Origin of the sequence: Chitinolyticbacter meiyuanensis (assembly GCF_008033135.1) — a bacterium.
In the GTDB taxonomy this organism is placed as follows: Bacteria; Pseudomonadota; Gammaproteobacteria; order Burkholderiales; family Chitinibacteraceae; genus Chitinolyticbacter; species Chitinolyticbacter meiyuanensis.
The window spans coordinates 1,746,292-1,759,306 of sequence record NZ_CP041335.1; the positions used below are offsets into that span (position 1 = coordinate 1,746,292).

Here is a 13,015-nt window from a genome sequence, read left to right on the forward strand (position 1 = left end):
TTGTCGCGTGCGGCCGGGGTGGGCTGGATACGGGTTTTCCCATGTGACTATGGCAGGATGCCGTTCACGGTCCGGACATGAACCTTGCGCAAGCTCGCGGGTCTGCGCTGGGCGGGCCGGGATGGCGCGCTGTTTCTATCAATTGTGCTGGAGAGCTTTGCATGTCCCCTTGGGTTGCGGTGTCGCTGTCGGGCCACGCCTTGTTGATGTTGCCGCTGGCGGCGGCGCTTGGCGCTGCCATGTGGTTTGGTGGCGCGCGGCGCGAGGCCGGATGGTGGTTCGGATTGCTGGCGGCGGCGCTCGGCGTCACCGTCGTCACCAAGGTGGCGTTCTTCGGCTGGGGTATCGGCGTGGCCGCGCTCGATTTTGCCGGCTTCAGCGGCCATGCCACCAATGCGGCGGCCATCTACCCGGTACTGGCCGCAATCCTGCAGCAGCGCCGGCCGGCCTGGGCACGCCGGGCGGCGATCGTGGCGGCGGTGGGCTGGTCGATGATGGTGGCCATGTCGCGACTGCGGCTGGAACAGCACACGGTGTCCGAGGTGGTGGCCGGTCTGGTGCTGGGCTGGCTGGTCTCCTCCGCCTTTTTGCATCTCGCGCGCCGGCCACTGCCGCTGTCCTGGCGCCAGCCCGCGTGGATTGCCGCCAGCTGCGCCGGCCTGCTGCTGGCTGCCAAGCTTGCCGGGCTACCGCTGCGCCCGCACTACCTCGTGATCGATACGGCATTGGCGTTGTCCGGCAATGCACGTCCGTACAGCCGCGAACGCGCTTGGCGCGAATGCCTGCCTGCCGCGCATACGCCGGCCTCAGCGCCTATAGTGCGTGAGCGTGCACGGGACGACGGGGCAGGGGGATGCGGGTCTGGCTGGGGCTGTTGACGTGGTGGTGGGTAGGCGCAGCGGCAGCGGTTCCATTCGTGTGCGGCATTGCCGACGGTTATCCGCCTTACCAGTATCGCGATGGGCGGGGCCAACCGGCAGGGTTGGACGTGGAAGTGGCGCGGCTGGTGCTGGAGCAGGCCGGGCGCGCGGCCCAGTTCGCACAGGGGAATTTCGACGAGCTGCTCAGCCGCATGGCCTTCGGCGTGGGCCAGCTCGATGGCCTGTGCGGCGCCGAGCTCAGCGTGGAGCGGGCACGGCGCTTTGCCTTGACCCAGCCTTATTTCGCCCGCCGCAGCGTGATCTTCGTGCCCGATCGCGCCTCCATGCATACGCTGGCCGACCTTGCCGGCAAGGTGGTGACGGGGGATAGGCAATCGTTCGCCGAAGAGGCGATCAAGTCGCAACGCCTGCCGGTGCGCATCATGCAGACGGCGAGCAAGGCGGCATCGTTCGATCTGCTGGCCGCCGGCAAGGTGGCCGCGGTGATCGCGCCGGAGGAGGTGGGTAGCTATCTCGCGCGGCAGCGCGGTCTGGCGGTGCGCATCATCGATGCCGGCGATCCGGGCACCCCCGTGAGCATCCTGCTGCATCGGGGCGACGCAGCTACCTTGCGGCTGCTGAACCAGGCGATCAAGATCCTGGGCCAGGAAGGCCGCATCGGCGAGGTGATCCTGCGCTACCAGCGCTGAAGAAGCTGGGCGGACTGATTAGATTCGGTTCAATCCGGCAGCGCCTGCCACGCGCCTTCAGGCTGGTCGCGCTGCCAACTGGGCCAGCCGTGCCGGTATGCGTGCTGGAGATAGGGGCCGCGCAGCACCCGCGCTTCCCGATCGCTGCCGGTGTCGATGCCAAGCTGGTAGATCGCCTGGGCCCATCCTGCAACATGCACGTTGCCCAGCCGGGCCAGCACCGGGTCCGCCAGCGTAGCAGCCTGCTCGGGCGTAGCGGCCCGCACCAGCAGGCAGGTGTCGTCGCCATTGGGGCCGCCGCGATAAGGGTCGCAGCCGTCATTGCCCCAGCGGATCACCTCGTAGAGATTCATCCGGGCTCCGGCTAGCGCTTGCGCCCGCCCGAGATCGAGCCGAGCACGCCGCGCAGGATCTGCCGGCCCAGCTCGTTGCCGACCTGGCGGGCCATGCTCTTGGCGGCCGACTGCACCATGCCATCGGTCTTGCCGCCGCGTGGCCCGGTCTTGCCGAACAGCACTTCCCCGATCATGCCGAATAAGCCGCCACCCGCTTCCTCTTGCTGTTGCGGTGCTGGCGTGCCGACCGGGGCGGGCACATCGCCCTGGATTTCCACCTTCACCCGCAGTCGCTCGTAGGCCGATTCGCGATCGACCGCCTTTTCGTAATGGCCGTACAGTGTGGAGCCCTGGATGCTGGCAATGCGCTCGGCGTCGGTGAGCGGCCCGATGCGGCAACCGGGGGCAATGACGAAGGCGCGCTCGACGATGCCGGGCGTACCCTTGGCATCCAGCAGCGAGATCAGCGCTTCGCCCACGCCCAGCTCGGTGATGGCCGCTTCCACATCGAGCTTGGGATTGGCGCGCATGGTCTCGGCGGCGGTCTTCACCGCTTTCTGGTCACGCGGGGTGAAGGCGCGCAGCGCGTGCTGCATGCGGTTGCCGAGCTGGCCCAGCACCGTTTCCGGCACGTCGAGTGGGTTCTGCGTGACGAAATACACGCCCACGCCCTTGGAGCGGATCAGCCGCACCACCTGCTCCACCTTCTCGACCAGCGCCTTGGGCGCGTCGCTGAACAGCAGATGGGCCTCGTCGAAGAAGAACACCAGCTTCGGCTTGTCGAGATCGCCCACCTCGGGCAACTGCTCGAACAGCTCGGCCAGCAGCCACAGCAGGAATGTCGAGTAGAGCTGCGGCGACTGGTAGAGCTTGCTCGCTGCCAGCACATTGATCACGCCGTGGCCGTTGTCGGTCTGCATCAGGTCGGCGATGTCGAGCATCGGCTCGCCGAAGAAACGGTCGCCCCCCTGCGCTTCCAGCGCCAACAGGCCGCGCTGGATGGCGCCGATGGAGGCCGCCGAGACATTGCCGTATTCGGTGGTGAACTGCTTGGCGTTGTCGCCCACGTGCTGGACCATGGCGCGCAGATCCTTCAGATCCAGCAGCAGCAGGCCCTGGTCATCGGCGATCTTGAACACCAGCTGCAGCACGCCCTGCTGGGTGTCGTTGAGATTGAGCAGGCGCGCCAGCAGCAGGGGGCCCATGTCGCTGACCGTGGCGCGCACCGGGTGGCCCTGTTCGCCGAACACATCCCAGAACACGGTAGGGCAGGCGGCGTAGGCCAGCGTCACGCCGAGTTCGTCGAGCCGTGCCTTGAGCTTGGGCGATTCGGCACCCGCCGCGCCGACGCCGGAGAGATCGCCCTTCACGTCGGCCAGGAACACCGGCACGCCGATGCGGGAAAACGATTCGGCGAGCTTTTGCAGCGTCACCGTCTTGCCGGTGCCGGTGGCGCCGGCAATCAGGCCGTGGCGGTTGGCAAGGGCGGGCAGCAGGGCGAGTTCCAGGTCGCCATGCTTGGCGATCACGAGCGGTTCGGCCATCGGGCACTCCAGCGTGGGCAGCAATGCCACGCAGTGTAGCCATGGATGGCGACCGGCGGCCAGTCGCCGCGGCTAGGGCGCGGGCAGCACTAGCTTGCCGGCGAGCAGCAGCATGATCGCGGCAGTGGCGAGATCGACCGCCTGCCACACCCAGCGTCGCTGCAGCCACGGCGACAGCGCATGTGCCGACAGCGCCAGCGAGAAGAACCACGCCAACGATGCGGTGATGGCGCCGGCGCCGAACCACCAGCGTGCGGTGCCCGCATGCTGTGCGCCAACGCTGCCGAGCAGCAGCACCGTATCGAGATAGACATGCGGATTGAGCAGGCTGAAGCCGAGTGCCGCGAGCAGTGCCTGGCGCGCATCGAGCGTGGTATGCCCCTGCGCCGCCAGCGTGCCGGGCTGCAGCGCGGCGCGCAGTGCCCGCCAGGCGAACCAGACGAGATAGGCGGCGCCGCCCCAGCGCGCCACCGCCATCAGTGCCGGGCTATGCGCGAACAGTGCTCCCAGCCCCAAGAGACCGGCTGCGATCAAGAATGCATCGCACAACGCGCAGACGCTGGCGGTGAGCAGCGCATGCTGGCGCGCCAGCCCCATGCGCAACACGTGCGCGTTCTGCGCGCCGATGGCCACGATCAGCCCCGCGCTCAACACCAGTCCCTGCCAGTACGCCGCCTGCATGGCCTTCCATCCCTTGGTTCGATGGCATGAAGCTTGAGGGGCATGGCAGCCTGTGGCGATTTTTATTAATCTATTTCAAGTTACATAAGTTTTGTGAATGCAATGTTCGATGCCCGGGCCGTTGTGGCCTTTGTCACCGTGGCGCGTGAAGGCAGCTTCGAGCGTGCTGCCAGCGTGCTGGCGCTCACCCAATCCGCGGTGTCGCAGCGGGTGCGCGCGCTGGAAACCCAACTCGGCCAGACCTTGCTGACCCGCGGTCGGCCCTGCGTGGCCACTGCGGCCGGGCAGACGCTGCTGCGCTACCTGGAGCGCATCCGCCTGCTGGAAGAGGAAGCGCAGCGCGCGCTGGCGGGCGAGGCATCCGGCCCGTCGCGGCTGCCGATCGCGGTGAATGCCGACAGCCTGCACAGCTGGGTGCCGCCGGTGCTGGCACAGGCTGTGGCCGGCACCCCGTTCCTGATCGACATGCAGGTGGACAACGAGGACTACACGCACGAAATGCTGGCGCGTGGCGAGGTGCTGGCGTGCGTATCCGCCCGCGCCAGCGCCATGCGCGGCTGCATGGCCGAGCCGCTGGGGCTGCTGCGCTACCTGTGCGTGGCCACGCCACGATTTCGCGATCGCCATTTCGCCACAGGCGTCACCCGCGAAGCGATGCTGGATGCGCCGGCGCTGCTGTACAACCGCAAGGACGCGATGTCCGGCGATTACCTGCGGCTGCACTTCGGCATCCAGGAAGGCCACTTCCCCTGCCACCTGATGCCGTCGTCGCAAGCCTTCGTCGATTTCGCGCTGCTCGATTTCGGCTACGTGCTGGTGCCGGAGCTTGCGGTGCTGGGGCAGATGGCGCGCGGCGAGCTGATCGACCTGCTGCCCGGTCGGCCGCACGATGTGCCGCTCTACTGGCACGCCTGGCAGATCCAGCCGCCGCAAGTGGATGCGTTGTTCAGGCGGATCGTGGCAGGGGCGAGGGGAGTGTTGCCGGGGATGGGGGCGGTTGAGCTGGATTAGTAGGCCGAACGTGCTGCACGTGGCTGGCTGAGCGTTCCGACCGCTAAGTTGAGCCCGTGAACAGCGCTATGTGCATGCTAGAGTGGTGCGCTCAAGCCATCCTGTTCCTGTTCGTCCCATGTCACGACTTTCTGCGCTTGCCCTGATTGCGCTTGCTTTCATGTCCAATGCGCAGGCGGTCAATCCCGATGCCGATCTGAATGCCACACCCGAGGCGTTGGGCTTTGCCATCGTGCAAAAAGGCAAGCCGATTCGTCCCAGCCTCGCGGACGGTTACTGGACTTATCAGCTCAAGAGCGCGCCTTTCGTGATGGCCAGCCGGCACGCTGAAATGGTGACGTGCACCGCTGAAGCTGATCATGGCTTCGTTCGCGGTGACGCGGAAATACCGGTGCCATGCGTGAGTGGCTCGCACACTGGTGCGACCGGTCGCGACTCGTCGTGGCTGTTTGTTGCCGATGCCACCGAACGCGATGGCTCGAACAACCTGCTTGCTTCCGAGACAGGGGCGAAGGTCGATAAAAACGGTCTGCGCTACACGGTGAACACCTTGCTGATGCAGCGCAGCGGTTGGGACATTCCGCTCTCGCAGTATCGCGGCACGCTTTACGTCTATTTCTGGATTGACCTCGACGGCAGCAGGAGTGCAGACGACAGCGAGATTGGCGAGGTCGTGCTGCAGATCGGCAAGAACTGATTGCGCCACCCCGAAAATCGAAGGTAAGCAATAAGCGCGTGGGTGCGGCGGAACGTGTATCAAGCACTGCGCCGCAGGCGCAAAGTAAATGCCGCACTGGTGCAGTAACGACGCGGCGGCGGTCATCAAAACACGTGTGGCTGCCGTGCTAACATCGGCCATCCCCAAATTCGCCGCACCGCAACGCATGAACCGACCAGGACGCCGCCGTGCGCACCGATAGCCGCCTGTCGCGCATGCTGCATGTGCTGCTGCATATGGCGCGGCACGATCAGCCTTTCACTTCTGATCAGATCGCCAAGATGCTTGGCACCAATCCCGTGGTCGTCCGCCGTACCATGGCGGGCCTGCGCCAAGCCGGCTACGTGAGTGCTGGCAAAGGCGTGGGTGGTGGCTGGCGCATTGTTTGCGATCTGCAGCGCGTCACGTTGCTCGACATTCATCGCGCCGTGGGCGGGCCCAAGCTGTTTGCCATCGGCATCGAGCGCGATCACCCCGATTGCCTGGTGGAGCAGGTGGTGAATGCGGCGATGCAGGATGCGCTGCAGCAGGCGGAAGCCATCCTGCTGCAGCGGCTGGCCAGCGTGACGCTGGGCGATCTTGCCGCTGAATTCGATGCCAACTATCCCGCCGACGCTCACCTGGATTGAATCGGCGGCGATTCCGTCATAGCGTTTCGAACATCAGCGAGCGATGTGCCGCGGTGCCGGCGATGGCGCCGTCGCCGACCGCCAATGGCACCGATCCGGCACCACGTGCGGCATCACCGCAGGCGAAGACGCCGGGCGCGCTGGTCTGTTGCATGGCATCCACCTTGAGGAAGGCGCCGAGCGGCCCCTGTTCGAGCACGCATCCGAGCTGCGCCGGCAGTGGGCTGGCAATGCGGGTACGGCTCTGGATGAACAATCCCGCGAGCGCATGGCGGCGGCCATCCGCCAATTGCACCTCGGCCCGTTCGCCGCCAATGGCCGCAATCTGCCCCTCGATTACGGTCACACCGCGCCGCTGCAACGCTTGCCGTTGCTGCGCATCGGGCGTGAACACGTCGTTGAGGAACAGCGTGGTCGGCCCCCAGTCCGGCAACATCAGCGCCTGATGCATGGCGAGCTCGGACGTGGCGAGCACGCCGACCGGCTGCTGGTTGAGTTCGTAGCCGTGGCAGTAGGGGCAGTGGAATACCTGCCGGCCCCAGCGCTCGGCAAGGCCGGGCACGGCTGGTAGCTCGTCGACCACGCCCAGCGCCAGGATCAGGCGGCTGGCGGTGACGTCTTCGCCGGCCGATGTGCTGAGCCGGAAACCTTCCGCTACACGCGTCACCGCCGTGGCCTCGGCCTGCAGCCAGGTCACTGTGGGGTAGTTCAGCAGTTCGGCTTTGCCTTGGGCCGCGATGTCGCCAGGGGCCTTGCCGTCATTGGTCAACAAGCCGTGCGAAGCCTCGGCATAGCGGTTGCGCCGCTCGCCGGCATCCACGACCAGTACCCGCCGGCGGGCCCTGGCCAGTGGCAGGCCAGCCGATAGGCCGGCATAGCTCCCACCGATGATGATCACGTCGTACTGCATTGCTGTGCTCCTGCTGTGGTCAACTTATTTGTAACTTTATAAGTTACCAATTGATGCAGTCAACGTTGAATCCCCGGTCAAGCGACGACGGAATTTCATTGGCGGGGAGAAACTGGGGGGGCTGAATGACCACGGGCGGTGCATCACCCAGCAAATACCGGCGCGTGGTTTTCCTTCCCTTTGCCAGGCGCCGAGGGAGCGAGACTTTAGGCTCGCGACCGACGGAGGGAAGCCGGGAAGGCCGTAAGGCAGGGGCCGCCTGCTTATTGGATACCGTTCTTGGCGAAGCAAGAGAAGCATCCCGTTCGCCGGGCGGAACCGGCATTCAATCACTGCGCCGCAGGCGCCAGCTGCTCCTTCTCCTGCCGCGATCACGCCCAGCGGAAATGACAGGCCACCGCGCTGTGCGTTGCCAGCCTGCGCTAGCGCATAAAAAACATCGCAATGCAGCAGCCCATGCCTGCCAGCCACAACAACGATCGCAATGCAGCCTTGTCGGTGAGATAGGCCGTGATATAGCCAAGCCGGGTGGCGATGAAGGCGATGGCGAGCCCATCGATGGTGGCTTGCGCATGCAGCGCCCGCTCGGCCACCAGCACGCCGGCAATGAAAATGGGCAGCACTTCAAAACTGTTCAGCTGTGCTGCATGGGCGCGTGCCTGCCATCCAGAAAGCCCCGCCTGCCATTGCCGCGGGTTGTGGTTGTCAAAACCCCTGGATTTGGCGATCCAGGCGCAGGCGATCGGCAGCAGGCAGGCAACGAGGATGCAGTATTCGGCAACAGTCAGCACGGGAACTCCGGTTCGTGGGAACGATGGATTTGCGAGTCAAGCAGCGGGCACGGGCGTTTTTAGCACAGCTTTGTTGGGGCATCACCCAGCCGCAGCACGAATCTCCAGCCAGCCCGCGCTGGAGGCAAGCCCCGTGCCGGACCGCCGCTTAGTCAATCAGCCCGCAAATTCATCGACCGGCAGCACCGGCAACGGCCGCGGCTGGGCCGATCCGGTGAACGGCCGGGTATCGATCAGCTGGTCGATGGTGGCGAACTCGTAGCCTGCGGCGCGCAGCCAGGGGATCAGCCGATCAACTGCGGCCACGGTGTCTTCGCGCGGGCCGCCGCCGTCGTGCATCAGCACGATAGCCTCGGGGTGGATGTAATCCTGCACATCGCGCTCGATCAAATGACTGCCGAAGGCCATGCGCGCGCGGTTCCAGTCCTGTGGATCGACCGACCACTGGATCACCCGTAGGCCCTGCCGGCGCATGAAGTCCACTTGCCAGTCGGCGATGCGGCCGTAGGGTGGGCGCATCAGGTGCGGCGTGGTGCCGAGGATCTGCTTGAACACCGCCTGCGTCATGCCAACCTGTTCCTCCCACAGCGTCGTCTCATCGAGCCCGCTGATGTCCGGGTGATCCCAGGTGTGGTTGCCCAGCAGGTGGCCCTCGCGCGCGGCGCGGCGCACGGCATCCGGAAAACGCTGCATCTCCCGGCCCAGCCAGAAGAAAGTGGCCTTCACCTTGTGCCGTGCCAGCACATCCAACAGGCGCGGCGTGTTGTAGGTGGGGCCATCGTCGAAAGTGAGGGCGATCAGCTTGCGATGGGTCGGCCCTTCCAGCCACAACTGGCCGGGGAAGCGCTTGGCCTGGCGCTCGAATTCAGCGAGCGGTACCTGGTCCCAATGCGGAGTGAACGGGGTACGCACATATTGCCGCGGCTTGGGTGTGTGCTCGGGCACGCTGGAAGGCGTGGGCGACGCCGGCACGTAGCCATAGCGCCACCACCCGGCTGCGGCGAGCGCCAGCACGAGGAAGGTCACGAGGGTGATCACTGCGGTTTGCCAGCGCATGGCGCCTCCGTGTTTTCGCTGCAGTATGCCGAGTCTGCGATTCCAACACGTGCAATCCCGGTACGCGCGCCAGGCATGGCATCAACACAATTCTGGCAAAAACCGGGCGAGCACTTCGCGCTATCGTTGGCGCCATGGCAGGGGAAAACATGATGAATCGCGCCGGCAGGGCTGGCCATGCGCACCCGACGATGCAGCGGAGGGGCAGCTGATGGCCAAGCCCGGCGTGCGTCCACTCACCGGTTGGCTGTTCGTTGCGCCGTGCGCGCTGGTGTTCGCCGTGTTCACGTTGTGGCCCATGCTGTTCAACGGCTGGCTGGCCTTCCAGGATTATTTCATCGCCGAGCGCGTGGCGGCCTGGAACGATTTCGCCAATTTCGTCACGCTGTACAAGTCCGCCACCTTCCGGCTCTCCATCACCAATTCGCTGCTGATGCTGCTGACGGTGCCCATCATTCAGGCCGGTGCGCTGGGCTTGGCGCTGTTGGTGCACCGCAAGCTGCCCGGCATTGCCTTTTTCCGGGCCACCTTCTATCTGCCCGTGGTGATCACGGTTTCCATCGCCGCCATCGTCTGGCGCTATGTGTTCCACTACGACGGCATGCTCAACTGGCTGCTCACCGCCATCGGCGTGTTCGAGCCGGGCCACGGCCCGCAATGGCTGGACCAGCACGTGCCGGCGCTGATCGCGGTGATGCTGTTCGCATTCTGGAAGAACGTCGGCTACTACATGGTGCTTTATCTGGTGGGCCTTGCCGCCATCCCGCGCGAGCTGACCGAGGCCGCAGTGCTCGATGGGGCCGGCCCACGCGCGCGCTTCATCCATATCACGCTGCCGATGCTGGCACCGGTGATTGTGCTGTGCACGTTGCTGTCGACCATTGCCGCGCTCAAGACCTTCCAGGAAGTGCTGACGTTGACGGGGGGCTCGGGCGAGACCGTGACTGCGCTCTATTTCGTCTACAACATGGCGTTTTCCGGTTTCAACTTCGGCGCGGCCGGTGCTGCAGCCCTGCTGTTCACCTTGGTCTGCCTTGCCGTGGCACTGGTGCAAGTGCGGGTGATGGGGCGCCACAACCCGTTCCGGAGGCCGGCATGAGTGCGGTGACCCTGCAGCCGGTAACGCGCGGCAACTGGCAGGGCTGCGCGGCGTTGCAGGTCAGCGCCGAGCAGCGGCGGCTGTTTCCGTTCTCGGTGCTGGAATGGATCGCCGAGTCGCGGTTCGAGCCCAGCTTCGAGCTGTGGGCCATCGAGGTGGATGCCATCCCGGTGGGCTTTGCCGTGCTGGGCGAGGATGAGGAAACGGCTGAGCACTGGGTCATCGCGCTGATGATCGATGCGCGCTTCCAGCGCCTTGGCTACGGCCGCGCGGCGATGCAGCTGCTGATCGCCAAACTGGCGGCCCGCCCTGGTTGCCGCCGGGTGTTGCTGGGGCATAGGCCGAACAACGCCGCGGCCGCGGCGCTGTACACGGCGCTTGGTTTTGTCGAGATAGACCGGGACGATCACGAGATCGTGCGGGCACTGGCGCTGGCGGAGGCGACATGAGACGACAGATCGCAGCCTGGGCCGGCCGCTACGGCGCGATGAGCCTGTTCGCGCTGTTCACGTTGTTTCCCTTTCTCTGGGCCTTGTCGGTCGGGCTATCGACCGATCCATCTGGCATCTGGCATTTCCCGGCGTCGTTCGTGCCGCATGAGCCCGGCACTGCATGGTTCCGCCGCGTGTTCGCGGAGATGCCGTTCTTCACCTATGTGCTCAATTCCTTCCTGCTGTCCGCCGCCACCGTGGCTGGCGTGCTGGCGCTGACCATCCCCTGTGGCTACGCGCTGGCGCAGCTGGATTTCCTCGGCCGGCGCGCGCTGTTCGCGGTGATGCTGCTGACGCTGACGCTGCCGTCCGAAGTGGCCATCGTGCCGAACTTCGTCACCATCTCGCGGCTGGGGCTGGTCGATAGCTATCTCGGCGCCATCCTGCCCAATCTCGCCAGCGCCTTCGGCGTATTCCTGATGAAGCAGAGCTTCGAGCAACTGCCCGAGGAAGTGATCGATGCGGCGCGGGTCGACGGCGCCAGCGAATGGCGGCTGCTGTGGCGCGTGGCGGTGCCGCTCAACCTGCCTGCCATTGGCACGCTGGCCATCTTCACGCTGGTCACCGCGTGGAACGACTACCTGTGGCCGGCGGTGGTGCTGTACACGCGTGCCAAGCTGCCAATCTCGGTAGGGGTGTTCAACGACCTGACCGGGCCGTTTGCGGTGTCGACCAGCCTGGTGATGGCCGCGGTGGTGATGGCGGTGGTGCCGGTGATCGTACTGTTCGCGGCCACGCAACGGCTGTTCCTTCAGCCGCAGGCGTTGCCGCTGCGGGGCTGACCCCTCGTCGGTTTGCGCTGAACGTAGCTCGCCGCGGCGCGGTCCCACGGAGGTTGGCCCCTTGGAGGATCGTGTCATGAGCCTGGCTACCGCACTCCGGCATCCGGAAACCTTCCGCGGCGTATTTCCGCAACACGCCGACCTGCACCCACATCCATCGCCACGTGGTGTGATCAGCGAATTGCCTGCCGCCTTGCCCGGGGTGCATCGTGTTGACGTGACGCTGCAAAAACCGTTCGATCACGATACCGGCACGCTGTACGACCCGGACAACCATCGCCGCGCCGACTGAGCCGTGCGGTTGAAATTAGTGGCTTGGCATCCATCTGAATGATTGCTGCGTGAAACTATTTCCGCACGCGCCGGTCTGCCCAGCGCGCGCTGGGAAAAAACCGCGCCGCAACTCATAAACACTCGGGGGTATTGATGAAACGTTTCCTGGTTGCCGTCTTCGCCGTATTCATCGGCTTTGGCGTGATGGCCAACGATGCCGAGGCCAAGCGCTTCGGCGGCGGCAAGTCATCCGGCATGCAGCGCTCGGTGGATCGTAACGCCGCGCCGCAGCGCAGCGTCGATCAGGCGCCGGCCAAGCAGCAGCCGATGCAGGGTGCCGCGCCGCGCAAGAACAGCTGGCTTGGCCCCATCGCCGGCCTGGCTGCCGGTCTTGGTCTGGCCGCGTTGTTCTCGCATCTGGGCATGGGCGAGGGCATGGCCAATTTCGTGATGATCGCGCTGCTGGCCCTGGTCGCTTTCATTGCCATCCGCTTCATCATGAACCGCATGCGACCCAAAGCACCTGCCACGGCCTATGCCGGTGCAGGGCATGGCACGCCATCGTGGCAACAGCAGCCGGCGCCGCAACCGCAATCGTTCGAGCCGGTCGCCCGCGCCAACGAGCCGGTGACGCCGGGCGCTGCGCGTGATTCGGTGTGGCAGTCGGCTGCGCAGCCGGTGACTGTAGCCAGCCTGCCGCCGGGCTTCGACAAGGCCGGTTTCGAGCGCGAAGCCAAGCTCAACTTCATCCGCCTGCAAGCGGCGTTCGATGCCGGCAATCTCGATGATCTGCGCGAGTTCACCTCGCCAGAGATGTATGCCGAGGTGAAGCTGCAACTGGCTGAGCGTGGCAGCGTTGCGCAAACCACCGAGGTGGTCAGCATCGATGCCCAAGTGCTCGATGCATCGCAGGAAGCCAGCCGCTACGTGACCAGCGTGCGCTTCACCGGCTTGGTGCGCGAGGAAGCAGGCGCGGCGCCGGTCGCAGTCGACGAGACCTGGCACCTGACCAAGCCGCTTGATGGCCGCACTGGCTGGGTGGTGGCAGGGATCCAGCAGAACGGCTGATCATCGCGATCACAGCATCTGCAAAAACCGGGAGGCACAGGGCCTCCCGGTTTTTTT

16 protein-coding genes are annotated in these 13,015 nt (G+C 65.6%); 10 read left to right on the forward strand and 6 right to left on the reverse strand.

Going from position 1 to position 13,015, the window contains the following annotated elements:
- Positions 1–161 precede the first annotated feature (161 nt).
- Together FLM21_RS08515 and FLM21_RS08520 are read left to right on the forward strand one after the other, a co-directional pair.
- Entirely contained in the window at positions 162–878 is a 717-nt protein-coding gene (locus FLM21_RS08515; protein WP_187360149.1) for a phosphatase PAP2 family protein, read from the forward strand.
- Positions 854–1,570, forward strand: a complete 717-nt coding sequence (locus FLM21_RS08520) for a transporter substrate-binding domain-containing protein (RefSeq protein WP_148715168.1) — start codon at positions 854–856, stop codon at positions 1,568–1,570. Before FLM21_RS08515 ends, FLM21_RS08520 begins: the two co-directional genes overlap by 25 nt.
- Before the next feature lie 29 nt (positions 1,571–1,599).
- Here the strand turns inward: FLM21_RS08520 and FLM21_RS08525 are convergent, their stop codons facing one another.
- The 3 genes from FLM21_RS08525 to FLM21_RS08535 form a co-directional block, all read right to left on the reverse strand.
- Entirely contained in the window at positions 1,600–1,923 is a 324-nt protein-coding gene (locus FLM21_RS08525) for a hypothetical protein (RefSeq protein ID WP_148715169.1), read from the reverse strand.
- Between the two features lie 11 nt (positions 1,924–1,934).
- The gene (locus FLM21_RS08530) at positions 1,935–3,449 is read right to left on the reverse strand and encodes a helicase HerA-like domain-containing protein (protein WP_148715170.1); all 1,515 of its coding nucleotides are present in this window, start codon (positions 3,447–3,449) and stop codon (positions 1,935–1,937) included.
- A gap of 72 nt (positions 3,450–3,521) precedes the next feature.
- A complete protein-coding gene (locus FLM21_RS08535) occupies positions 3,522–4,130 on the reverse strand; it encodes a LysE/ArgO family amino acid transporter (protein ID WP_148715171.1) in 609 nt (202 codons plus the stop codon).
- Positions 4,131–4,232: 102 nt separating this feature from the next.
- Here FLM21_RS08535 and FLM21_RS08540 point away from each other — a divergent pair, with 102 nt between their 5' ends.
- From FLM21_RS08540 to FLM21_RS08550, 3 genes are all read left to right on the forward strand, one after another.
- Positions 4,233–5,141, forward strand: a complete 909-nt coding sequence (locus FLM21_RS08540; RefSeq protein ID WP_148715172.1) for a LysR family transcriptional regulator ArgP — start codon at positions 4,233–4,235, stop codon at positions 5,139–5,141.
- Positions 5,142–5,259: 118 nt separating this feature from the next.
- Positions 5,260–5,838, forward strand: coding sequence for a hypothetical protein (locus FLM21_RS08545; protein ID WP_148715173.1), 579 nt, complete (start codon positions 5,260–5,262; stop codon positions 5,836–5,838).
- Between the two features lie 209 nt (positions 5,839–6,047).
- On the forward strand, positions 6,048–6,488 hold the full coding sequence (locus tag FLM21_RS08550) for an Rrf2 family transcriptional regulator (protein WP_148715174.1): 441 nt from the start codon (positions 6,048–6,050) through the stop codon (positions 6,486–6,488).
- 16 nt (positions 6,489–6,504) lie between these two features.
- On the opposite strand, the gene FLM21_RS08555 is transcribed toward FLM21_RS08550, so the two are convergent.
- The 3 genes from FLM21_RS08555 to FLM21_RS08565 form a co-directional block, all read right to left on the reverse strand.
- The gene (locus tag FLM21_RS08555; protein ID WP_148715175.1) at positions 6,505–7,398 is read right to left on the reverse strand and encodes an NAD(P)/FAD-dependent oxidoreductase; all 894 of its coding nucleotides are present in this window, start codon (positions 7,396–7,398) and stop codon (positions 6,505–6,507) included.
- A gap of 422 nt (positions 7,399–7,820) precedes the next feature.
- Positions 7,821–8,186 carry an MAPEG family protein gene (locus tag FLM21_RS08560; protein ID WP_148717486.1) on the reverse strand — a complete coding sequence of 122 codons (366 nt, stop codon included), beginning with the start codon at positions 8,184–8,186 and terminating at the stop codon, positions 7,821–7,823.
- 159 nt (positions 8,187–8,345) lie between these two features.
- Positions 8,346–9,245, reverse strand: coding sequence for a polysaccharide deacetylase family protein (locus FLM21_RS08565; protein WP_148715176.1), 900 nt, complete (start codon positions 9,243–9,245; stop codon positions 8,346–8,348).
- Between the two features lie 211 nt (positions 9,246–9,456).
- Between FLM21_RS08565 and FLM21_RS08570 the strand changes: the two genes are divergently transcribed.
- From FLM21_RS08570 to FLM21_RS08590, 5 genes are all read left to right on the forward strand, one after another.
- Entirely contained in the window at positions 9,457–10,344 is an 888-nt protein-coding gene (locus FLM21_RS08570; RefSeq protein ID WP_148715177.1) for a carbohydrate ABC transporter permease, read from the forward strand.
- Positions 10,341–10,793: a GNAT family N-acetyltransferase gene (locus FLM21_RS08575; protein ID WP_148715178.1), complete on the forward strand. Its 453-nt coding sequence runs from the start codon at positions 10,341–10,343 to the stop codon at positions 10,791–10,793. Before FLM21_RS08570 ends, FLM21_RS08575 begins: the two co-directional genes overlap by 4 nt.
- On the forward strand, positions 10,790–11,617 hold the full coding sequence (locus FLM21_RS08580; RefSeq protein WP_148715179.1) for a carbohydrate ABC transporter permease: 828 nt from the start codon (positions 10,790–10,792) through the stop codon (positions 11,615–11,617). Before FLM21_RS08575 ends, FLM21_RS08580 begins: the two co-directional genes overlap by 4 nt.
- Before the next feature lie 76 nt (positions 11,618–11,693).
- On the forward strand, positions 11,694–11,909 hold the full coding sequence (locus FLM21_RS08585; protein WP_148715180.1) for a hypothetical protein: 216 nt from the start codon (positions 11,694–11,696) through the stop codon (positions 11,907–11,909).
- Positions 11,910–12,043: 134 nt separating this feature from the next.
- Positions 12,044–12,958, forward strand: a complete 915-nt coding sequence (locus FLM21_RS08590; protein ID WP_148715181.1) for a Tim44 domain-containing protein — start codon at positions 12,044–12,046, stop codon at positions 12,956–12,958.
- Positions 12,959–13,015 lie beyond the last annotated feature (57 nt).